19 protein-coding genes and 1 pseudogene are annotated in these 23,359 nt (G+C 47.0%); 19 read left to right on the forward strand and 1 reads right to left on the reverse strand.

Features of this window, described 5'->3' with window-relative positions; all coding sequences use genetic code 11:
• The first annotated feature begins 5 nt into the window (after nt 1-5).
• From FD963_RS03710 to rlmD, 8 genes and pseudogenes are all read left to right on the forward strand, one after another.
• The gene (locus tag FD963_RS03710; protein WP_215363106.1) at nt 6-1,535 is read left to right on the forward strand and encodes a TolC family protein; all 1,530 of its coding nucleotides are present in this window, start codon (nt 6-8) and stop codon (nt 1,533-1,535) included.
• Between the two features lie 9 nt (nt 1,536-1,544).
• Nucleotides 1,545-2,816 carry an efflux RND transporter periplasmic adaptor subunit gene (locus FD963_RS03715; protein WP_215363108.1) on the forward strand — a complete coding sequence of 424 codons (1,272 nt, stop codon included), beginning with the start codon at nt 1,545-1,547 and terminating at the stop codon, nt 2,814-2,816.
• Entirely contained in the window at nt 2,817-5,897 is a 3,081-nt protein-coding gene (locus tag FD963_RS03720) for an efflux RND transporter permease subunit (protein ID WP_215363110.1), read from the forward strand.
• A gap of 30 nt (nt 5,898-5,927) precedes the next feature.
• Entirely contained in the window at nt 5,928-6,716 is a 789-nt protein-coding gene (gene surE / locus FD963_RS03725) for a 5'/3'-nucleotidase SurE (RefSeq protein ID WP_215363112.1), read from the forward strand.
• Between the two features lie 29 nt (nt 6,717-6,745).
• Nucleotides 6,746-7,369 (forward strand): annotated as a pseudogene (locus FD963_RS03730) (protein-L-isoaspartate(D-aspartate) O-methyltransferase); the annotation flags it as partial.
• A gap of 76 nt (nt 7,370-7,445) precedes the next feature.
• Entirely contained in the window at nt 7,446-8,168 is a 723-nt protein-coding gene (locus tag FD963_RS03735; protein ID WP_251367311.1) for a peptidoglycan DD-metalloendopeptidase family protein, read from the forward strand.
• Between the two features lie 24 nt (nt 8,169-8,192).
• Nucleotides 8,193-9,014, forward strand: a complete 822-nt coding sequence (locus FD963_RS03740; RefSeq protein ID WP_215363118.1) for a 3'-5' exonuclease — start codon at nt 8,193-8,195, stop codon at nt 9,012-9,014.
• Nucleotides 9,007-10,434: a 23S rRNA (uracil(1939)-C(5))-methyltransferase RlmD gene (gene rlmD / locus FD963_RS03745; RefSeq protein ID WP_215363836.1), complete on the forward strand. Its 1,428-nt coding sequence runs from the start codon at nt 9,007-9,009 to the stop codon at nt 10,432-10,434. The genes FD963_RS03740 and rlmD overlap by 8 nt, the downstream gene beginning before the upstream one ends.
• A gap of 349 nt (nt 10,435-10,783) precedes the next feature.
• Here the strand turns inward: rlmD and FD963_RS03750 are convergent, their stop codons facing one another.
• The gene (locus tag FD963_RS03750; RefSeq protein WP_215363120.1) at nt 10,784-11,485 is read right to left on the reverse strand and encodes a Bax inhibitor-1 family protein; all 702 of its coding nucleotides are present in this window, start codon (nt 11,483-11,485) and stop codon (nt 10,784-10,786) included.
• Nucleotides 11,486-11,744: 259 nt separating this feature from the next.
• On the opposite strand from FD963_RS03750, the gene ndk reads away from it, so the two are divergent.
• From ndk to hflC, 11 genes are all read left to right on the forward strand, one after another.
• Nucleotides 11,745-12,170, forward strand: coding sequence for a nucleoside-diphosphate kinase (gene ndk, locus FD963_RS03755; protein WP_071465494.1), 426 nt, complete (start codon nt 11,745-11,747; stop codon nt 12,168-12,170).
• Between the two features lie 91 nt (nt 12,171-12,261).
• Nucleotides 12,262-13,449, forward strand: coding sequence for a 23S rRNA (adenine(2503)-C(2))-methyltransferase RlmN (gene rlmN / locus FD963_RS03760; RefSeq protein WP_251367349.1), 1,188 nt, complete (start codon nt 12,262-12,264; stop codon nt 13,447-13,449).
• 27 nt (nt 13,450-13,476) lie between these two features.
• The gene (gene ispG, locus FD963_RS03765) at nt 13,477-14,745 is read left to right on the forward strand and encodes a flavodoxin-dependent (E)-4-hydroxy-3-methylbut-2-enyl-diphosphate synthase (RefSeq protein WP_215363125.1); all 1,269 of its coding nucleotides are present in this window, start codon (nt 13,477-13,479) and stop codon (nt 14,743-14,745) included.
• Between the two features lie 17 nt (nt 14,746-14,762).
• On the forward strand, nt 14,763-16,091 hold the full coding sequence (hisS, locus tag FD963_RS03770) for a histidine--tRNA ligase (RefSeq protein ID WP_215363128.1): 1,329 nt from the start codon (nt 14,763-14,765) through the stop codon (nt 16,089-16,091).
• Nucleotides 16,092-16,139: 48 nt separating this feature from the next.
• A complete protein-coding gene (locus tag FD963_RS03775) occupies nt 16,140-16,799 on the forward strand; it encodes a tetratricopeptide repeat protein (protein ID WP_215363131.1) in 660 nt (219 codons plus the stop codon).
• A complete protein-coding gene (bamB, locus tag FD963_RS03780; RefSeq protein WP_215363134.1) occupies nt 16,799-17,956 on the forward strand; it encodes an outer membrane protein assembly factor BamB in 1,158 nt (385 codons plus the stop codon). Before FD963_RS03775 ends, bamB begins: the two co-directional genes overlap by 1 nt.
• A complete protein-coding gene (gene der / locus FD963_RS03785; protein ID WP_072582172.1) occupies nt 17,953-19,317 on the forward strand; it encodes a ribosome biogenesis GTPase Der in 1,365 nt (454 codons plus the stop codon). Before bamB ends, der begins: the two co-directional genes overlap by 4 nt.
• Before the next feature lie 187 nt (nt 19,318-19,504).
• The gene (gene hfq / locus FD963_RS03790; RefSeq protein WP_072582173.1) at nt 19,505-19,756 is read left to right on the forward strand and encodes an RNA chaperone Hfq; all 252 of its coding nucleotides are present in this window, start codon (nt 19,505-19,507) and stop codon (nt 19,754-19,756) included.
• A gap of 70 nt (nt 19,757-19,826) precedes the next feature.
• Nucleotides 19,827-20,990, forward strand: coding sequence for a GTPase HflX (gene hflX, locus FD963_RS03795; protein ID WP_371818494.1), 1,164 nt, complete (start codon nt 19,827-19,829; stop codon nt 20,988-20,990).
• Nucleotides 20,980-22,479: an FtsH protease activity modulator HflK gene (hflK, locus tag FD963_RS03800; RefSeq protein WP_215363137.1), complete on the forward strand. Its 1,500-nt coding sequence runs from the start codon at nt 20,980-20,982 to the stop codon at nt 22,477-22,479. The genes hflX and hflK overlap by 11 nt, the downstream gene beginning before the upstream one ends.
• Complete coding sequence (hflC, locus tag FD963_RS03805) at nt 22,479-23,348, forward strand: protease modulator HflC (protein ID WP_215363139.1); 870 nt, start codon at nt 22,479-22,481, stop codon at nt 23,346-23,348. The genes hflK and hflC overlap by 1 nt, the downstream gene beginning before the upstream one ends.
• The last annotated feature ends 11 nt before the right edge of the window (nt 23,349-23,359 follow it).

Below are 23,359 nucleotides of genomic sequence, written 5' to 3' on the forward strand. Positions count from 1 at the left end.
CGCTTTTGTTGATTCTCGGCAAACACAAAACTAGCGTAGCGACACCGCTCAAAAGAGTGACTCCATTTGCAATGGCAGCCTTTGTTGTTTGCACTTCTACCTTTTCTATTTCAGCGTTTTCTCAGTCATCTGCAGATAGCGCTCCAGCAAGCGTGACCGTTCAATCGGGTGATACTTCATTGGCGGCGCCACCATCTATTGGTGCGCAACTTGGTGCTAGCTCTAAGACGAGCGAAATGTTTGCTCCAGTCACAAAAGCAAACACTCCAAAAATTTATACCAAGCCTATTTCATCCGGGCCAACCGAGATGGATTTGCGCCAGCTTTGGAATGAGCTCAAAGTGAACAATCCGCAATTATCTTCATTGCGTGAGTCTTACTTATCTGCCAAGGCAACTGTTCCACAAATTAATGCACCAGCTAATCCACAGGTCGGATTGGTGTGGTCAGGTATGCCGGTGAATTCTCCGCTTGCCTTGGGTGGGGCAAATGCACCATCACAGCAATATCCTGGAGGTATCAGTAGTAACAATGCTATTTCGATTGCGCAACCTTTTCAGTTTCCAGGCAAGAAGAGTCTCGCAGCAGACATTGCGGATACCAATGCTGAAGCACTCTTGGCAAGCTCAGAGTCCACTTACTTACAGTTAGGTGCTCAGCTCTCAACCTTGTATTACAACGCCCTTGCTGCTCAAAAGCAGTTGCAAGTGCTAAAAGAATCCGTCATCCGCCTAGAGATGATCAAGAATGTGGCTAAGGCGCGTTACGCTAATAACGCTGCAGCTTATGTTGAGTTCTTAAATGCTCAAGTCGCACAAAGTGCAGCACAGGCAGATCAGTTCAATGTGGAGCGCCAGCTCAATGTTGCTTTGAATAACATTAACACCTTGGTCGGCCGGCACTCTCGTGAAAAGCTGGTTTTACGTGGAGATGTTCGTCGTGCGATAAATGGAGTTCCAACCTTAATTGAATTAGAGGACTACGCCGAAAGTAGTCACCCTTCATTGAAGAGCTCTGCATTGCAATTGGATGCTGCACGCAAAGGCGTGGACCTTGCAAAGAAGGCTTATTTGCCAGACTTCCAAGTGATTGGTTCATCCTACACACCGCGCGGCCCATTTTCCGCAAACAATGGCGCACTGTTCTATCAGTTGGAGTTAGACCTCATCATTCCTTTGTATTTCTTTACCAAGGAAAAGTACGGTGTAGAACAGGCACAGCGCAATCAAGCGGCTGCTGAGGCAGGCAATATTTCTAATCGTCAGCAAATCGTGCTCGCTGTGAATACTGCTTATGCTGCTTATGAGCAGGCTAAGAATCAAACCCAGTTTTTGAAAGATCGCCAAGTACCACAAGCAGATGCTGCTTACAAGGTAGGATTAATTCAGTATTCCAATAACGGTCAAGGCTTTAATGATTTATTGACTGCGCAAACGCAATTGCGTAACTTAGAGATTGCATTGGCTCAGGCTGAAAGCAATCTATTGCAGGCTCAAGCGGTATTAATGGTTTCAGCGGGCAAAGAACCCTTTTAAGGAGTAGTTTTGAAAGACAAAATTCTTTCGTTTCTAAAGCATTGGTATGAAAAGGCAAAGCCTATTTTGCATAAGGGCGCACATCATGGCGCAAGCCATGCAAAAGTAGCCGCTGCTGGCTTAGGAGGTTTGTACTGGAACCTATCACCACAGAATCGCCATCGTGTTCGCCTTGCTGCCTTTGCCTTTGCCATTCTCTCTGTGGGCATTGTGCTGGGTCGCGTTACCAATGTGAATCGTTCGGTAAAAGTGGAGACTTCTGATAAGGCGCTAAAAGTAGAGAGTAGTGGCATATTGGAATTAAAGCTTCCTGGCGTAACCCTGAATCCAGCTATCTATGTATTTCAGGCAGCAGAAAAAGTACAGGTACCTGTAAACCTCAAAGTGCCTGGGCGTTTAGCATTTAATGCGGAGAAATCGAAAGTTCTGTCAGCACGCGCCCCTGGAAGAGTTGAGCGGATCTATGCTTTCGATGGCGCCCCGGTGGATATTGGATCGCCAATCGTAGAAATGTATAGTCCTGAGTTCTTGTCAGCGCAGCAAGAGTATTTACTTTCCTCCAAGACAGCAAAAGTTCTCGAGACAAGTAAAACAATGAGTGATTTGTTGGGCGATGCCCGCATTACTCAACAAGCTGCTGCTAATCGCATGAGAAACTTAGGTGCGGGTGATGGCGATATTAGGAGTATTGAAGCTACCGGTAAAACTACGAGTAACTTAATCATGCGCTCCCCTTTGAAGGGTGTAGTGGTAAAGCGTAACGTTGAACCTGGATCTGCCGTCAATTCAGGTGATGTAATTGCGACTTTGGCTGATCCTAAACAGTTATGGTTTTTAGGAAATGTTTTCGAACAAGACTTTAAGATGATTAAACAGGGTCAAAAAATGGTCTTGCATCTTGAGGCATACCCGGATAAAGAATTTGTAGCTACCGCAAATTACATTGCACCCACAATTGATCCTCAAACTCGCGCTTTATTAATTCGTGCAGACGTAGAGAATACGGATGACCTCTTGCGCCCAGATATGTATGCTTACGGATCGTTAACTACTGGTACGGCTGATGCAGTTGTAGTGCCGCAATCGGCGATTGTTCGCGTACGTGAAAATCGTTATGCCATTATCAAAGTTGGCTCGGAGACATACCGGCGTGTGCCAGTAAAAGGCTACGACTTAAATAGCAAGAGCTTTGCAATTACCGAAGGCATAGAGCAGGGCTGGCAAGTATTGGCTGAAGGCGCTGTGTTATTAAACGACCGCTTTGCGAAGCAGGAGGACTAAGTGAGCGTTTTCACCTCCTTTATTCGAGGGGTAATCGAGAAGCGCGTTCTGGTGATTTTTGCTTCGATCGTGTTGCTTGGACTTGGTATGTTCAGTCTAAGCAAGTTGCCTATTCAGCCATATCCTGGCGTTGCGCCATTAACAATCCAAGCAATTTCCCAGTGGCCTGGTAGAAGTACTACTGAAGTTGAGCAGCAAGTCACCATTCCAGTAGAGAATGCTTTAGCTGGCATTCCTGGATTACAAGCGTTTCGTTCGGTATCGCTATTTGGCTTATCTGTTGTAACGCTTAAATTTAATGACACAGCCGATCCATTTAAGGCACGTCAAGTTTTCATTAGTAACTTATCAAACGTCAGCTTTCCGCCTGGCGTTACTTCCAGTATTAGCCCGGACTCAGATGCCACTGGCGAGATCATGCGCTATGAGGTGCGCTCAGACTATGCAAGCTCAACCTTGCTCAAGACCTTACAAAACTATGAGATCTATAAAGAGCTCAAACAAACGCCTGGTGTAGCGGACGTCTCTTCCTTTGGTGGCAAGGTTCGTCAGTATCAAGTGATTGTGAGTCCTGAGAGCCTTCAGGCAAAGGGCGTAACTGTTAGCCAGTTGATCGATGCTTTAACGAATGCTAATAGCAATACTGGTGGCGGTTTACTTCCTAGTGGTGAGCAACAGTTTGTGGTGCGCGGTGTAGGCCTTCTCAAGAACATTGATGACATTAAGCAGGTGGTCATCACTATCAACAATGGCGTACCTATTCGCATCGGCGATGTTGCGCGAGTAGAAATCGGTAACGCTCCACGCTTGGGCATGTTCCAATTTAATGACAACCCTGATTCTGTTGAAGGTATTGTTTACCTGCGTCGCGGTGAGAATGCAACTGAGGTTTTGGCTCGCGTCCGTAGCACAGTTGAAAATATTAATAAGCATGTCCTGCCCCCTGGCATCGAGGTAAAGCCTTTTTATGATCGCCAGGTACTCTTAGACATCACTATTGGCACCGTTAAGCACACCTTGTTCTTTGGTATCTCGCTGGTGTTAGCAGTTCTGTTCTTCTTCTTGGGTAATATTCGTGCAGCTGCTGTGGTGGCTGCGGTTATCCCATTGGCTTTGTGCGTCTCATTCATTCAAATGCATTTGTGGAGCGTGCCAGCCAATTTGATTTCCTTGGGTGCGATTGACTTTGGTGTGATTGTTGATTCGGCGGTGATTTTGACTGAGAACGTCATGCGTCACTTAGAAGAGGGCGGTAAGCGCTTGAATCAAAGCATCATCATGGCCACTAGTGAAGTTCAACGTGCCATGATTTATTCGACTGGCATCATCATCGTGGCCTATTCCCCATTATTTTTTATGGGCGGTGTTGAGGGCATTATCTTTAAACCGATGGCCTTTACGATGGGCTTTGCTCTGATTGCTGCAATGGTTTTGAGTTTGACCTTCTTGCCCGCAATGATTTCATTGGTATTTGGTGAAAACTTGCACCACAAACCACCTTCATTTATTACTAAGATTTTGGATGGCTACAAGCCATTGCTAAGAAAGTGGATGGATCGTCCATTAACAGTTTTCTCAGCAGCAGTATTTGTCCTTGGTTTAACTCTCTTGAGCATGACCCGTTTGGGAACCGCATTCTTACCAACACTGGAGGAAAATAATATTTGGCTACGTGTCACCTTGCCGAATACTGTGGATCTAGATTACTCGGTCAAGGTTGCAGATCAGTTGCGCGAAACTTTTATGGCGCAACCGGAGATTGATAAGGTTGCAGCGCAAATCGGTCGCCCGGATGATGGTACTGATTCCACTGGCGTTTTCAACCAAGAATATGGTTTGTATCTAAAGAGTCCTGACAAGATGCCAAGTGGCACTTCAAAGAAGGATCTTATTACGCATTTAGAAACCGAACTGAATAAGATTCCCGGCATTACTTATAGCTTCTCACAATATATTCAAGATAACGTCAACGAGGCTTTATCTGGTGTTAAGGGTGAGAACTCCGTCAAAATTTACGGAACCGATCTGGATGTGCTTGATCAAAAGGCCCACGAGGTGATAGATCAGCTCAAACAGGTTCGTGGTGTAGCTGATGAGGGCATCCTAAAAGAGCTTGGTCAGCCAACGTTAAATATTCAAATTGATCGTGATAAGGCTGCGCGTTACGGCATTAATGTGAATGATATTCAGACGGTGGTGGCAAATGCCATTGGTGGTGCTGCTGTCACAAACTTGCTCGAAGATGAAAAGACCTTCGGCATTGCTATTCGCCTTAATGAAGGCAGTCGTAATGATGTATCCGATATTGGGCATTTATTAGTCGACTCTCCAGATGGAGTGAAAATTCCGCTGTCAATGGTGGCGACTGTGCGCTTAACGGATGGTCCATTCTTTATTTACCGTGAAGCAGGCAAGCGCTACATTGCGATTAAATTTAGCGTTCGTAACCGCGACCTAGGTAGCGCCGTTGAAGATGCGCAGTTCCTGGTGGAGCAGAATATTACTTTGCCGCCGAACTATTCCATTAGCTGGGATGGTCAGTTTAATCAGATGAAACAAGCTCAGAAAAAACTGATGTTGATTGTTCCTTTGGCGTTAATGGGCATCTTCTTGTTGTTAGTAAGTGCGTTTGGCAACTTCCGCGATGCTTTCATTGTGATGATTAATGTGCCGTTTGCTGCCATTGGTGGTGTGATTGCATTGCACTTGGCGGGTGAGACCTTAAGCATCTCTGCATTCTTTGGATTCTTATCGCTCTTTGGTATTGCGATCCAGGATGGCGTGATCCTCATTTCCTTTATTAATAAAACAGCCGCCACCGAGCATGGTCAGATGAAAGACATCATGGTCGAGGGTGCCTCACTCCGTGTTCGCCCGGTATTGATGACGGCGGCTCTTTCTGGTTTGGGTCTGTTACCAGCGGCCTTATCTCATTCGATTGGCTCTGAGGCGCAACGTCCTTTAGCTCTGGTCATTGTGGGTGGCATGGTGACAACTACCGTATTGACGCTCTTAGTATTGCCTGTAATTTATGGTTGGTTCAGAGGTCGCGCATTAACAATGCCAGCAAGTAATATCTAAATATTGAATAACGGAAAGCACTCAACAGCCATGAGCAATCGTCAACCTCACATCTTGGTCTCCAATGATGATGGCTATTTAGCTCCTGGCCTATTGGCTTTAGTGAATGCGGTGCGCCCCTTGGGTCGTATTACCGTGATTGCTCCTGAGCAGAACCATAGCGGCGCCTCGAATTCACTCACATTATCTAGACCATTGTCGATTCATCGTGTTGCAGGTGGCGAGCGTGATGGATTTTTCTTTGTCAATGGCACGCCAACTGATTGCGTGCACGTTGCCATGACAGGATTTTTGGATGAGAAACCTGACCTAGTGATCTCTGGCATCAATCAAGGTGAGAACATGGGTGAAGATACGCTTTACTCTGGCACTGTTGCTGCCGCAGTTGAGGGTGTGATGTTTGGTGTGCCAGGCATTGCATTCTCGCAAATTGATCGCGGCTGGAATCGCATTGAAGATGCCGCTAAAGCAGCGCATGATGTAGTAGCCCAAATGTTGGTTTCTGCCTTGGCTCGTACTGAGGGTACGGCAACGCTACTGAACGTCAACATCCCTAATCGTCCTTATGCCGATTTGTATCGCTGGCGTGTAACGCGCCTCGGTAATCGCCATCACTCTCAACCAGTGGTGGTGCAGGATAGTCCACGTGGTGAGAAGATCTACTGGATCGGTGCTGCAGGTGATGTTAAAGAGGGTTCAGAGGGCACGGACTTTCATGCGATTGCTGAGGGATGTATTTCGATTACGCCAATGCAATTGGATTTAACGCACCATGCTCGCTTGGCGGCGATGCGCGCGAATGGTTGGGATCGCGGTTGAAAGCTCCGACCGAACGCTTTGCTGCTTATCGGCAGGCCCTAGCAGCAAAAGTACATGCTGGCGGAGTAAAGCACGGTAAAACATTGGAGGCAATTGCTACTGTTCCTCGCCATGCTTTTATGGATCCTGGGTTGCACGCGCAAGCCTACGAAGATACTGCGTTACCAATTGGACATGAGCAGACTATCTCTAAGCCATCAGTAGTGGCACGCATGATTGAGTTGCTTCACAAGCCTAAACATAAACTTGGCAAAGTATTGGAGATTGGTACCGGTTGCGGTTACCAAGCGGCGGTACTGAGTTTATTAGCAGACGAGGTTTACTCAATTGAGCGTATTCGTCCGCTGCATGACATGGCAAGAGCTAAGTTGCGCCCATTTCGCATTAACAACCTTCGTTTGATATACGGTGACGGTATTTTGGGTTTGCCACAGGCTGCTCCATTTGATGGGATTATTTTGGCTGCAGCTGGATTGGGTATTCCGGATGCCTTGCTAGATCAGCTGTCGATAGGTGGGCGCCTAGTAGCCCCAGTCGCCAAAAATGACAAAGAGCAGCAACTGGTGATGGTTGAAAGAATGAGTTCCCAGCGCTATCAAAGAACTGTACTGGACGGGGTCTTTTTTGTACCCTTACAATCAGGGGTAGTATGAGATTTATGATGAATTCACCAATTCAGAACCCAATTTGATGCCATCCACTTTATTGAAGCTTTTCCTCGCCGCGCTCATGTCCTCATCTTTGATGTTGGTGGTTGGATGTTCTACACCTCGCACTAAGCCTGCTAGCGTGACTGATCGTAGTGGCGGCTCAAGTGAGCCTGCGCCCCCTGGTTACTATCGCGTTAAAAAAGGTGACACCTTGGCGCGCATTGCATTGGACCATGGTCAGGCACCACGTGATGTAGTGCAGTGGAACAAGGCAGCTAATCCTAGCTTTAATCCGAATGTGATTGAAGTGGGTGACTTGATTATGGTTAAAGCACCAGCAGGAACCAAGACTGCAAAAGTGGCTGAGAAAAAACCATCGTCCGAAAAATCAGATTCAGTAGTCTCCACTCCAGAGCCAGCAAAAAACGAGGTAGTTGCTGAGCCAGGCATTCGTTTATCTTGGCCTGCAAAAGGCAAGGTTACCGGTGAGTTCAGTGAGACCAATAAAGGGATTGATATTGCCGGCAAGGTCGGCGAGCCAGTTCTCGCCGCCTCTGATGGCAAGGTAGTCTATGCAGGTAATAGTTTACGTGGCTATGGCAACCTTGTGATTGTTAAGCACGACAACACTTATCTCACTGCTTATGCCCACAACAGTAAGCTCTTGGTAAAAGAGGGTGATACCGTTCGTAAGGGTCAGAAGATTGCCGAGATGGGCGATACAGACACTACTGCAGCTAAGCTCCACTTCGAGTTACGCGTTAACGGCAAACCAGTTAATCCAACGCCGTACTTGCAGTAATGTTGTCGGTCTAGGGTAGGCGCCATGGCGACCGTTCTTGTATTCGATATTGAAACCATCCCTGATGTAGCTGGATTGCGTCGCCTAGAAAATTTGCCGGACTCCATGAGTGATGCCGAGGTTGCTAGCAAAGTGATGGCTGAGCGCGCAGAAAAGACCGGTAGTGAATTTCTACCACTATTTCTACAAAAGATTGTTGCCATTTCTTGTGTGATTCGCAGAACTACTAAAGAGGGCTTGCCACAAATTAAAGTGGGCACTCTTGGCGCTCCGCAGGATGATGAGAAGGTCTTAATACAAGCCTTCTTTGATCTCATCGAAAAATATACCCCTCAATTGGTTTCTTGGAATGGCAGCGGCTTTGATTTACCTGTGTTGCACTATCGCGCTTTAGCGAATCATGTACAAGCCCCTCGTTATTGGGAGATGGGCGAGAGCCAGGATTCTGATAGCCGAGAATTTAAGTGGAATAACTACATCAGTCGTTATCACATGCGTCATCTCGACATGATGGATCTATTGGCTAAATTTAATGGTCGTGCAAATGCCCCTTTAGATGGATTGGCAAAGCTTTGCGGGTTCCCGGGCAAGATGGGTATGGATGGTAGTCAGGTATGGCCTGCGTATCAAGATGGCAAGATTAATGATATCCGCCGTTACTGTGAGACTGATGTGGTCAATACCTATCTCATGTACTGTCGTTTTCAATTGCTGCGTGGCGGTTTTTCTCATGCTGAATATCAAGAAGAAATTGAGTTTGTTAAGGCTTATTTAGAAAAAGAATCTAAAGAGCCTAATGGCAGTCAGTGGCAAGAATATCTCCAAGGTTTTTCTGCGGATGCGTAGGGGAGATAAGCCAGTCAATATTGAGGTGACTGAGCCAATTAAAGTCGAAGCACTGGATTTGGATGCCCAGGGAATTGCACGTCTAGCCCCTAATGAGGAAGAGACCGCCCAAGGTCAAAGCGGTAAGGTGATCTTTATTAAAGGCGCGCTGCCAACCGAGTTGGTCACTTACACCATCACCAGTAATAAAGCGCGCTTTAGCAAAGCCAAAGTACGCGACATTCTGAAACCCGCCGTGTTTAGGGCGGAACCTAAGTGCAAAGCCTTTGGTGTGTGTGGTGGCTGCACCATGCAGCATCTCGATATCAGGGCGCAAGTAGCGATGAAGCAGCGTGTACTTGAGGATGACTTGCAACACATTGCCAAAGTAAAGCCGCAAGAAATTCTGCGCCCGATGGGTGGGCCTACTTGGGAATATCGTCACCGAGCACGTCTAAGCGCTGTCAATCGCTCCATTAAAAAAGGTACGGTACTGATTGGTTTTCATGAGGGTAAGAGTGGCTATGTAGCTGACATGCTAGCTTGTGAAATTTTGCCTAAGCACGTATCAGACTTATTGCCCGAGATGCGCAAGTTAGTGATGGGATTATCGATTGTTGACCGTATGCCGCAGATTGAGATTGCGGTAGGCGAGCCGGAAGATGCCCTCTCGGATGATCCCAAGAAATCAAAACCAGTCACCGCTTTAGTGTTTCGCAATCTTAAACCTTTAACTGTTGAGGATGAGCAACGTCTCCGACAGTTTGCTGATCAGCACCAGGTTTGGGTATGGCTCCAACCCAAGGGGATTGAGACTGTTGCGCCGTTTTATCCTGAGACCGGCAAACTTTGTTATCGGCTGCCTGAGTTTGAAATTGAGATGCCCTTTAAACCTGCGGATTTCACACAGGTAAATCATATGATGAATCGTGCATTGGTGAGCAGGGCGATTCGATTGCTTGAAGTCAAAGAAACGGATCGAGTATTGGATCTCTTTTGCGGTATTGGCAACTTCACATTACCGCTTGCCAGAAAAGCAAAACAAGTTTTGGGGATCGAGGGTTTAGAGAGTTTGACAACTCGAGCTAAAGCCAATGCAGAACATAACGGACTCGTTGATAAAGCTAGCTTTATGCAAAGCGACTTATTTCAAGTTACAACAGAAACGATTGCATCGTGGGGCAAAGCAGAGCGCTGGTTAATGGATCCGCCGCGCGAGGGTGCAATGGAGATTTGTAAGGCGCTAGCAGAGTTGCATATTTCGCAAAGTGAATTGTTGCCAAAACGTATTGTTTACGTATCCTGCAATCCTAAAACTTTGGCGAGGGATGTGGAGATCTTGTGCCATCAGGCGGGCTACACATTGAGTAGTGCGGGCATAATTAATATGTTCCCCCACACCTCCCACGTGGAGTCTATGGCCGTATTTGTTCGTCTGTAGCCCCACAAACTCCTAATTTAGTTCTATTTTCCGTAAGTATTGCCCATATTTAGTGCATTTAGCTTGATGCTGGTGCGGCGCCCTCAAAATCATGTCTTATAGAAGAGTAGATTGAGCTTGTGCAGTGATGTATTGCTGCCCAACTTTTTATCTTCTGGAGAGCGTCATGAAAGCCTCAGATAGTTTTGCAATCTTATTGATTTTGGTTGCGCTATCCTATGCTGTGAGCATGTTTGTAGCGACTTAATTATTTAGCTAAACAAACAGACTAAATAGCAGCAGTAAAAAAGGCGCCCGCAGGCGCCTGATGAGAACAACACACTAAAGTTTTAGCGTGTCTTAATTTCCCTTAATCTCTATTACCACCAACAATACCCAAGAGGGCAAGTAAGTTGGTGAAGACGTTATACACATCTAAATAAATAGCCAATGTAGCCATGATGTAGTTTGTCTCGCCACCATTGATGACGCGTTGCACATCAACCAAGATAAAGGCTGAGAAGATGGCGATGGCTAACACCATCACAGTCAACATCAAAGCTGGCAATTGCAACCAGATGTTCGCCAATGAGGCAACGATTAGGAGTAACACGCCAACCATGAGCCATTTGCCCATTCCGGCAAAGTCGCTCTTACTTACAGTGGCAATAGTTGCCATCGTGGCGAAGATGGCAGCGGTGCCACCAAAGGACAGCATGATGAGGGTCGCACCATTGCTATAGCTGTTGAGGGTGAAGCCAATCAAACGGGACATCATGATGCCCATAAAGAAGGTAAAGCCCAGAAGCAAGAGGACGCCAACACCGGAATCTTTATTCTTTTCAATTGCCCAGAAGAAACCAAAGGCTACGGCCATGAAGACGATGAAGCCAATAAAGGGGCTGCCAGAGAACAGGTCTAGACCCATAGCAACTCCAAGCCAGGCGCCAATCACAGTTGGAACCATGGAGAGCGCCAAAAGGGCGTAAGTATTGCGGAGTACGCGATTGCGTACTTGGACGGTGCTAATTGAGCCGGTTTGGCCAAAGCCGTAAGAGTTCAGATCACTCATATTGACTCCTTCTTTTCATAGTGAATACAAGAGCCCATGAAGGGCTGTTGAGCTTAAGTATAGACAAAACACCCTAATTTCAAGCCCCCACAGAAAAGACCTACAAATTAAAGGCTTATGCCCTGTAAATTCAAGGGCTTAGCCCTACAGACATAGGGGTAAATACGGTCAGGCAATGTATAATTCGGGGGTCGCTGGAGTGGGGCGGCTTATTGACCTCACCTAGCAAATACCTTTGAAATCACTATTGGAGTCTTGCATGGCAATTGAACGCACCCTTTCTATTATCAAACCTGATGCTGTCGCTAAAAACGTCATCGGCAAAATCTATGACCGTTTTGAATCCGCTGGTTTGAAGATCATTGCTTCCAGAATGGCGCATTTGTCACAAAATGAAGCTGAGCAGTTCTACGGCGTTCATAAAGACCGTCCTTTCTTCAAAGATTTAGTGAGCTTCATGATTTCTGGTCCTGTAATGATTCAAGTATTGCAAGGCGAAGGCGCAATTGCTAAGAATCGTGATTTGATGGGCGCTACTGATCCGAAGAAGGCAGAAAAAGGCACAATCCGTGCTGACTTTGCTGACAGCATTGATGCAAACGCGGTTCACGGTTCTGATGCTCCTGAAACAGCTGCTGTGGAAGTTGCATTCTTCTTCCCTGGCATGAATGTTTTCAATCGTTAATCAACGATTGCTAACGAACAACCTATTTAATTTATAAGTAGGCGCAGTGACCTCCCCGCGCGTAAATCTCTTAGATTTTGACGCTGACCAAATGGCAGCGTATGTCGCGGGGTTGAATGAAAAGCCCTTTAGGGCAAAGCAACTCATGCAGTGGATACACCAACGCGGTGTAGCTGACATTAATGATATGAGTGATTTAGCAAAAAGCTTTAGGGCAACTTTGCTAGATAAAGCTGAAGTACTTTCCCTCCCCGTTATCAAAGATGAGCACGCCAATGACGGTACACGCAAGTGGCTATTGGATGTGGGCGCTGGTAATGCGGTCGAGTCTGTGTTTATTCCTGAGGATGATCGAGGCACCTTGTGTATCTCTTCTCAGGCGGGCTGTGCAGTCAATTGCCGTTTTTGCTCAACTGGGCACCAAGGCTTCTCACGCAATCTGACTTCTGGCGAAATCATTGGACAACTTTGGTTTGCTGAGCATCTTTTGCGCAATGACCCACAAGCAGTTCGTCGCATTGAAAAGTTTCCAACGCCAGGTTGGGAGCACACTGGTCGAGTGATTTCTAATGTGGTGATGATGGGCATGGGTGAGCCCTTGCTCAACTATGACAACGTGGTTTCTGCATTGCGCTTGATGCTGGATGATAGGGCGTACGGTTTATCACGCCGTCGTGTGACAGTCTCCACATCAGGTGTAGTGCCGATGATTGATCGTCTCGCACAAGATTGCCCAGTAGCGTTGGCAGTTTCTTTGCACGCACCGAATGACGCATTACGCGATCAATTGGTGCCACTCAATCAAAAATATCCTTTACGTGAATTGCTTGATGCGTGCGAACGTTACTTGCCATTTGCGCCGAGGGACTTCTTGACCTTTGAATACTGCATGCTCGATGGCGTGAATGACTCCGACATCCAAGCAAAAGAATTAGTGCGCTTACTCAGAAACATTAAGTGCAAAATTAATCTCATCCCATTCAATCCTTTCCCAGAGTCCGGTCTCAAGCGCTCATCAGCGCAACGCGTCAATGCTTTTGCTGGCATCCTTTTAGATGCGGGCATGGTGGCTACTGTACGAAAGACACGCGGTGATGACATTGCAGCCGCCTGCGGTCAGTTGGCAGGAGATGTTGTAGATCGCACTCGTGTGCGTGAACGCGCTGTTCACAATGCCGAGATTGAACTCGCCGAGGTTGAGCCGGATGAAGAGTTTGATCAAGATACCAATCTGGGGCCAAACGAGCATCCCATTGAGTGGCTCAAAAAGCTGAAGTAATAATTAGAACCCAACCCATAGATCCTAATGCGCTCTAATCATTCATTGCCACCACTTCCGCTAGGTCCATCCCCTAAGCGTGCAACGCGTCAAGCAACCGTTGCCTGGAAAACCAACATCATTACCGTTGGTGGAGATGCGCCGGTGCGCGTGCAGTCAATGACTAATACCGATACTGCGGATGCGGTGGGTACTGCAATTCAGGTAAAAGAATTAGCTCGCGCTGGTTCGGAGATGGTGCGTATCACTGTCAATACTCCAGAGGCAGCTGCCGCAGTTCCCTATATTCGTGAGCAGTTAGACAAGATGGATGTTTTGGTGCCATTGATTGGCGACTTCCATTACAACGGCCATACTTTATTAAACGATTTTCCGGAGTGCGCTAAAGCCCTCTCCAAGTACCGCATCAACCCAGGCAATGTGGGTAAGGGCGCCAAGCGCGATCCACAATTTGCACAAATGATTGAAGCTGCTTGCAAATACGACAAGCCTATTCGAATTGGTGTGAATTGGGGCAGCTTGGATCAAGAGCTTCTGGCTTCGATTATGGATAGCAATGCAGCCCTGACAAATCCAAAAACCGCTCAAGAAGTGATGATTGAGGCTTTGATTCAGTCGGCTTTGCAGTCAGCAGAAAAAGCGGTTGAGTTTGGTATGAATCCTGACCAAATTTTGCTTTCTTGCAAAGTCAGCAATGTTCAAGATTTAGTTGCTGTGTATCGTGATTTGTCTCGTCGCTCTGACTATCCGCTGCACTTGGGTCTAACTGAAGCAGGTATGGGCAGCAAAGGTATCGTGTCTTCAACAGCAGCAATGGGTATTTTGTTGCAAGAAGGTATTGGCGATACGATCCGTGTTTCATTGACGCCTGATCCAGGCGCTCCTCGTGAAAATGAAGTTATCGTTGCCCAAGAAATATTACAAACCATGGGCTTGCGTAATTTCACGCCGATGGTGATTGCATGTCCAGGTTGCGGAAGAACTACCAGCACTACCTTCCAGGAGTTGGCAGCGAATATCCAGTCTTATTTGCGTCAACAGATGCCTGTTTGGAAGAAAACCCATCCTGGCGTAGAGAATATGAACGTCGCCGTGATGGGCTGTATCGTGAATGGCCCAGGCGAGAGTAAGCATGCCAATATTGGTATTTCCTTGCCAGGAACGGGTGAAACCCCTGCGGCGCCAGTGTTTGTCGATGGAATTAAAGTCAAAACGCTGCGTGGTGAGAAAATTGCCGAAGAGTTTCAGGTGATCGTAGATGACTATGTCAAACAAAACTACGCTGCCAAGCTTTAACAAGACGAATAATAAAAATGACTGATGAGAACAAGCAAACCAAAGTCCAGAAAACGCAAAAGATAAATGGCGTGCGCGGTATGAATGATTTACTGCCAGCAGATGCTGCGCAGTGGGCTCATCTTGAGCATGTATTACGTGATTTGACTCGTGCTTACGGCTATGAGTTTTTGCGAACACCCATTGTTGAGGCAACTGCAGTATTTCAACGTGGTATCGGAGAAGTTACCGACATTGTCGAAAAAGAAATGTACTCGTTCGAGGATCGCTTAAATGGCGAGCAACTCACCTTACGTCCTGAGGGTACTGCCGCTTTAGTACGTTCTGTAATTGAAAATAACTTGCTATACGAAGGACCTAAGCGTCTTTGGTATACCGGACCGATGTTTCGTCATGAGCGCCCACAGCGTGGTCGCTATCGCCAGTTCCACCAGTTTGGTATTGAGGCCTTAGGGTTTGCCGGACCTGATATTGATGCTGAAATCATTCTCATGGGTCAGCGCTTATGGGATGAGTTAGGTTTGAAGGGCGTCCGTTTAGAAATAAACTCCCTAGGCCAGGCTCCTGAGCGTGCCGAGCACCGCGCCGCATTGGTAGCTTACTTTGAGAAAAATCAATCGCAGCTCGATGAAGATTCACAGCGTCGTCTCACTACCAATCCCTTGCGTATATTGGATTCTAAAAATCCAGAGATGCAGGCATTGATTGAAGGCGCACCAAAATTATTGGATTTCTTGGGCGAAGAGTCGCTGAAGCATTTCAATGCAGTACAGGCATTAATTAAAGCGAATAACATCCCCTGTAAAATTAATCCTCGTTTAGTTCGCGGTCTTGATTACTACAACCTCACTGTATTCGAGTGGGTGACTGATGAATTAGGTGCTCAAGGCACTATTGCTGGCGGTGGACGCTATGATCCATTGATTGAGCGTATGGGTGGCAAAGCTGCGCCAGCTTGTGGTTGGGCTATGGGTATGGAGCGGGTTCTGGAACTCATGAAGATTTCTGGATCATTGCCAGAAGCTCAGGCCCAATGCGATATTTTTGTATTGCATCAAGGTGGCGATACTTTGACCGCTGCCATGATCATCGCCGAACGCTTGCGGAGCGCTGGAATCGATACCATCTTATTCTGTCCCCCTGACGGTCAATCGGCCAGCTTTAAGTCCCAAATGAAGAAGGCGGATAGTAGTGGGGCCGCCTTTGCGGTCATTATTGGGCCTGATGAATTAGCCAAGAATGAGGCGCAACTCAAGGACTTGCGCGGTACGGGTGAGCAAAAGTCCGTGCCTCTGGATGATGTCTTGGGGGCGGCAATTGATGCCTTAGTAGGCGCCTCCGAATAGAATTAAGCTAATACACACTAATTACCTATTAAATGAGTTTGGATTGACATGCCTTTAGATCTAGAAGAACAAGAACAATTAGACCAATTCAAAGCGTTTTGGCAAAAGTACCGTAACCTCATTACTGGGGTCGTTACGGTTGCCTTGTTTGCGTATGCTGCTTACAGTGGATATCAATGGTGGCGTAATAGTCAGGCACTCGAAGCCTCTAAGCTTTATGAAACGATGGTAGGTGCCATTGCTAAAGGTGATAAAGACCAGACTCTGCGCGCAACAGATGATTTACAAAAAGATTTTGGCCGTACTCCTTACGCAGCCATGTCTAGTTTGATCGCTGCACGAATTGCATCGGATGCAGGCGATAGCGCAAAAGCTTTGGAGTATTTGCGTTGGGCGGCAAAAAATGCATCCAATGATGGTTATCTTGGATTGGCGAAATTACGCCTAGTAACTCTATTGATTGAGCAGGGCAGTGAAAAAGATTTTGCAGAGGCCGATCAAATTTTGAATGAGAAACCGATTGCTGGTTTTGAATCTTTATGGCTTGAGCGTCGTGGTGATTGGTATTTGGCGCAAAAGAAAAATGAGCAAGCTAAAGTAAGCTATCAAGAAGCCTGGAAAAAATTAGACCAAGCAAAAGAATTTCCTGAAGAGGCGCGTCGTCTTCTCAAGGTTAAATTAGATGCGGTTGGAGGAGTTGCTCAGTGATGACTAAAGAAATGAAGCGTTTACCGATGCGCTTAGGCGCCGCCTTGGTATTGGGTGCCGTGGTAATTGCTTTAGCTGCATGCTCTGGTGGCTCCAGGGTAAGGAAACCCGCTGATTTAGTGACCGTTACTAATCAATTTGATTTGCAGCCCGTATGGTCAACCAGCATTGGTTCATCTGAATCATTTAACTTTCATCCTATTGTTGCTGGCGACGCGGTATATGTAGCCTCTCATGGTGGGAACTTGGCAAAGATTGATTTAGCAACCGGCAATAAGGTCTGGTCAGTATCCGTTCCTGAACGTTTGGCTATTGGTCCTGGCTCTGATGGCCGCACTACTGTAGCCGTGAGCACCAAAGGCATGGTCTACGCCTATGACGACACTGGCAAGCCGATGTGGAATGTCAGTGTTGGTAGCGAAGTATTAAGTGAGCCAGTGGTAGCCGGTGGTGTTGTCGTAGTGCGTGCGCTAGACAATCGCTTCATTGGACTGGATGCGCTAACGGGCGCTAAAAAATGGACTTATCAGCGTCAACAGGCTGCATTGTCATTACGTGTCGGCTACGGCATGCTGGCTATTGGCAATGAAGTCATCGTTACTGGTTTCACTGGTGGGCGCTTTGGCATGATTGCTATTGCTAATGGCGGCTTAGTGTGGGAGACACCCGTTTCTTTTCCAAAGGGCTTCTCAGAGATTGAGCGCTTGAATGATGTCACCGCTAAACCAAGTATGGAAGGCGATATCCTCTGCGCAGTCTCTTATCAAGGACGCATTGGTTGCGGGCAGGCTCGTACAGGCAACCTTTTATGGTTCAAAGACTATTCAAGTTATACCGGTACCTCACAAAGCACCGACATGGTTTTCTCAGCAAACGATAAGTCTTATGTCACCGCCTTTGCAACAAAAGACGGTACTCAAGTTTGGGAAAACACACAGCTGACATTCCGTGATGTTGGTGAGTCGCTTGCGGTGGGTAGGGTGTTGCTTATGGGCGATGCTCAAGGTTATATCCATGCATTTTCACAGGCGAATGGCGAGATGGTTGCGCGTATTCGTCACGACAGTAGTCCAATCTCGGCTGCCCCCATTGCGGTAGGTGGCCTCATCTTGGTTCAATCTCAAGGTGGAAAAATAGCGGCGTACAGTCCAAAATGAATCCAGTTATCACTATCGTCGGCCGTCCCAATGTGGGAAAGTCGACTCTCTTTAATCGCTTAACGCGTTCACGTGATGCATTGGTGGCGGACTTTTCTGGTTTAACCAGGGATCGACACTATGGCAAAGGCCGTATCGGCGAACGCGCTTTCATTTGCGTAGACACCGGTGGTTTTGAGCCAGTAGCCAAGACCGGTATCGTTGCTGAGATGGCAAAGCAGACTAAGCAAGCCGTTGCTGAATCTGACATTGTGATTTTCTTGGTTGACGGTCGCCTCGGTATGGCGCCACAAGATCGCGTCATCGCGGATTTCTTACGTAAGACTGGCCGACCAGTCATCCTCGCAGTTAATAAAACAGAAGGCATGCAGGCTGGCGTTGTCACAGCCGACTTCCATGAGCTTGGTTTAGGCGAGCCGTTCCCAATTTCTTCAGCGCATGGTGATGGTGTGCGTGGCTTGATCGACGACGCATTAGATTCCCTTGGTATTGCAGAGCCAGATGAAGATGAATTGGCTAACGATCCAAATCGTCCAATGAAGATCGCCGTAGTAGGGCGCCCTAACGTTGGCAAATCAACATTGATTAACAAATTAATCGGTGAAGAGCGCGTCATTGCATTTGATATGCCGGGCACCACTCGTGATGCGATCGAAGTTCCATTTGAACGGAATGGCAAGCCTTACATCTTGGTTGACACTGCAGGTTTACGTCGCCGTGGAAAAGTTTTTGAAGCAATTGAAAAGTTTTCTGTTGTTAAAACATTGCAAGCGATTGCTGACTGTAATGTGGTGATCTTGATGTTAGATGCTCAGCAAGATATTTCTGAACAAGATGCGCACATCGCTGGATTTATTGTGGAAGCTGGCCGCGCTTTAGTGGTTGCAGTGAATAAGTGGGATGGCTTGGATGCCTATGTAAAAGAGCGTGCTCGATTAGAGATTGCACAAAAGCTACGCTTCCTCGATTTTGCAAATGTGCACCCAATCTCCGCTAAAAAGGGTACAGGCCTTAAGGAGCTCTTTAAGGATGTGGATTCTGCTTATGCAGCTGCAATGGCAAAACTACCAACCCCACGCTTAACCCGTATTTTGCAAGAGGCAATTGAGCATCAACAGCCTAAACGCGTTGGTATGGGCCGTCCTAAATTGCGGTATGCCCACCAAGGGGGCATGAATCCTCCAATTGTGGTCATTCATGGCACATCCTTGAGCGGGGTGACGGATAGCTACAAGCGATACTTAGAAGGTCGCTTTAGGGATGTCTTTAAATTACGCGGTACGCCTCTGCGTATTCAGATGAATACCGCCAAAAACCCCTACGTAGAAGCGGATAAGGGTAAAAAAGGCAAAAAGCGTTAATTTGAGCTGAGTTTTATCTTTCATTCGAAATGGGCTTGATTTTTTTGAAAATCAGCCCAATATAGAGGGCTGAGTGATTAGTTTGTAATAAATGATTTGCAGTGCAGGTTTGTAGTGAATTGGTATTTAATAAAAAAAGCAAGACTCCCAAAAAAAGTAATTAAGCAAAAAATAATTAAGGAGCAGTATGAGTAATAGCAACCCCAACAAAATTCAATTACTTCAGGATCCTTTTCTCAATGCTTTACGTAAAGAGCATGTTCCTGTTTCGATCTATCTTGTAAACGGTATTAAGTTACAGGGCAATATTGAATCTTTTGATCAATATGTTGTCCTCTTGCGTAATACCGTGACACAGATGGTTTACAAACATGCAATCTCCACGATCGTTCCTGCTCGTGCGATTGATTTCCGTTTGGAAGAAGCTAGCCCTGTATAAAACTGGAGTAGATGCGGCGCGCGCCGTTCTGGTTGGAGTAGATACAGGACGCGAGGATTTTGCGGATAGCATGGCTGAGCTCAGTCTTTTGGCTGACAGCGCCGGCTCTATACCTGCAGCCAGTATTATTGGACGCAAGGGCAAAACTGACCCCGCCTTATTTATTGGTTCGGGCAAGGCTAACGAACTCAAGAGGGTGATGGAGGAGCAAGGCGCAGAACTTGCCATCTTTAATCACCCGCTATCCCCAACTCAGCAACGTAATTTAGAGCGCCACATTGGCTTTCATGTGATGGATCGCACAGGCTTGATTTTGGATATCTTTAGTCAAAGAGCGCAAAGTCATATTGGTAAGACTCAAGTTGAGCTTGCACAAGTCCGCTATCGCATGTCACGCTTAGTGAGAGCTTGGAGTCACTTGGAGCGTCAACGTGGCGGTATTGGTGTGCGTGGCGGCCCTGGTGAAACGCAGATGGAGTTGGATCGCCGGATGTTAGCCACTAAAGCGAAGCGCTTGGAAAATGAGCTTGAAAAGCTGCAGCGTCAGCAAAGAACCCAAAGACGTTCCCGAAATCGTCGGGATGTATTTTCAGTCTCCTTGGTGGGATATACCAATGCTGGTAAATCGACATTATTTAACGCTCTAACCAAAGCCGGGACTTATGCCGCTGACCAGTTATTTGCGACCCTGGATACCACCTCAAGAAGAGTCCATTTGGACGGAGTTGGCTCCATTGTGGTCTCGGACACAGTGGGATTTATCCGGGATTTGCCTCACCAGCTGGTAGAGGCTTTTAGGGCTACTTTGGATGAAACCATCCATGCCGACCTCATTTTGCATGTCATTGACGCCTGTAGCCCTGTCGCCAGAGAGCAAAAAGCCGAAGTTGAGGCGGTTTTGGAGGAAATTGGGGCGGATGATATCCCCCGTATCGAGATCATGAATAAGATTGACCAGATGCCTCAAACCTTCACCCGTGGGGCCGTTTTAGAGCGGGATGGGCAGGGCTTTCCGAGCCAGGTTTTCCTGTCGGCCAAGACGGGCTTGGGCCTTGATTTACTCCGTTCAGCCTTGGCCGAATGCTCCCAAATGACTGATAGAATAAGGGTCGAGCACAACCGTGCCAAGAAGCAATTGGCCCCGGATGAGTTTTTAGAGCCCTTACCCGAACGACCAGAAACTTCTGAATTTAATCCGATTGCCAAGCGAAGCTATTTTTCTAATGATGCGTAAATTTCTCGACCTCTTTTCGGTCAATGATCCAGGTTGGGGCAATAGCCACAATTCTGGTGGATCTAAAGATGCCAAAGATGGGCAGGGAAATGAACAAGCTCCAAAAGCGGATCCAGAAACTAATAAGCCGGTAGATACTCAACCAACGAATCAGCCAGCTAAGCCTGACGGTCCACCAGACTTGGACGAGCTATGGCGCGACTTCAACGACAGAATTGCCGGCATCTTTGGCGGCAAGAAAACCCCAGGTACAACAGGCGGTCCCGCTAGTAAGCCAGCAAATAAACCAAACAGCACTGATATTCCTCCACCTTCGCAACGTGGAAATGGCGGTAATGGCGGCATCAATACGCCTAACTTTAATTTCAGCAATCCATTTGGATCGAAAGCAAGCATTCTGGTTGCTGGGGCGCTGGTCTTATTTGTGTGGATCTGCAGCGGCTTCTTCATTATTCAAGAGGGGCAGGCCGGCGTTATCTTAACTTTTGGTAAATACGATTACACCGCTAAGCCTGGTATTAATTGGCACATGCCTTGGCCGATTCAGGCTGAAGAGACTGTCAATCTCTCAGGTGTTCGCTCTGTAGAAGTGGGTCGCCCTGTATTGATCAAGGCTACCAACCAAAAAGATTCCTCCATGCTCACAGAAGATGAAAACATCATTGATGTGCGTTTTGCTGTTCAATACCGCCTCAAGGATCCTACGGATTATTTATTTAATAATCGTGATCCTGATACTGCAGTTGTGCAAGCGGCAGAAACTGCGGTACGTGAGATTGTTGCCCGCAGCAAAATGGATACCGTGTTGTATGAGGGTCGCGAAAAGATTGGTATTGATTTGGCTAATTCGATTCAGAAGATTTTGGATAGCTATAAGACTGGCATTTATGTGACCAGTGTGACTGTGCAAAATGTTCAGCCACCAGAACAAGTTCAAGCTGCATTTGATGATGCAGTAAAAGCAGGTCAAGACCAAGAGCGCTTGAAGAGCGAAGGCCAGGCTTATGCCAATGACATTATTCCGCGTGCTAAAGGTACTGCAGCCCGTCTGATTCAGGAGGCAGAAGGCTACAAGGCTCGTGTAGTTGCTACCGCAGAGGGCGATGCCACACGCTTTAAGCAAATCCTGGTGGAGTACGCAAAGGCACCACAAGTAACGCGTGATCGTATGTATATCGATAGCATGCGCGAGATGTATAACAACGTTACCAAAATCCTGGTTGATACCACTAAGAGCAACAGTCTCTTATATCTCCCGCTCGACAAGATCGTTGCACAGGTGAGCGCTGAGAGCGCTCAAGCAGCAAATACACAAGCAAATCAGTCTGGTGCCAATACTCCAACTGGTAGCGTGACAGTTGGTGGTGCCACGGGAGTAAATACTCCAGCCCAAACTTCGAGTGCTGCTCCTGCAACACCAGCGCCAGCTATGAATAACTCTACCGATAAACGTGATGGTCTCCGTAGTCGTGATCGGGAGTCCAGATAATGAATGCCAATCGTTTAATTGCAGCAGGTATTGGCTTCATTGCGCTGATTTATGTTTTGTCTTCTAGCATATTTGTCGTTGATCAACGTAAGTTCGCCGTGGTGTTCTCATTCGGACAGATTGTTCGCGTGATTGAGAAGCCGGGCATACAAATAAAGTTCCCAGCGCCATTTGAAAACGTGCGCTTCTTTGATCGCCGTATTTTGACAATCGATAATCCAGAAGCAGAGCGTTTCATTACTGCTGAGAAGAAAAACTTATTAGTAGATTCTTATGTGAAGTGGCGCATTGTTGACCCACGTAAGTTCTTTATTAGCTTCAAAGGTGACGAGCGCTTAGCTCAGGACCGCTTAACCCAATTGGTTCGTTCTGCCCTGAATGAAGAATTCACCAAACGCACTGTGCGTGAGTTAATTTCTGATCAGCGTGAAGAGGTGATGCAGGGTATTCGTAAAAAAGTCGCCGATGATGCTGATGATATCGGTGTAGAGATTGTGGATGTGCGCTTAAAGCGTGTTGACCTCTTGGCAGAAATCAGTGATTCTGTTTATCGTCGTATGGAAGCAGAGCGTAAGCGTGTAGCCAATGAGCTCCGCTCCACGGGTGCTGCAGAGTCCGACAAGATTCGTGCGAATGCAGAGCGTCAACGCGATACGATCTTGGCAGAAGCCTATCGCGATGCCCAAAAGATTAAAGGTGCTGGAGATGCTAAAGCGACAGCACTCTATGCGGAAGCATTTGGGCGCGATCCTCAGTTTGCCCAGTTCTATCAAAGCCTAGAAGCCTATAGAAGTTCTTTCAAGGACAAGAAGGACATTATGGTGGTTGAGCCCAATGGTGAGTTCTTCAAGTTCCTGCACAAAAAATAAGAAAGCGAATA

The organism is Polynucleobacter sp. JS-JIR-II-50 (assembly GCF_018687895.1).
In the GTDB taxonomy this organism is placed as follows: Bacteria; Pseudomonadota; Gammaproteobacteria; order Burkholderiales; family Burkholderiaceae; genus Polynucleobacter.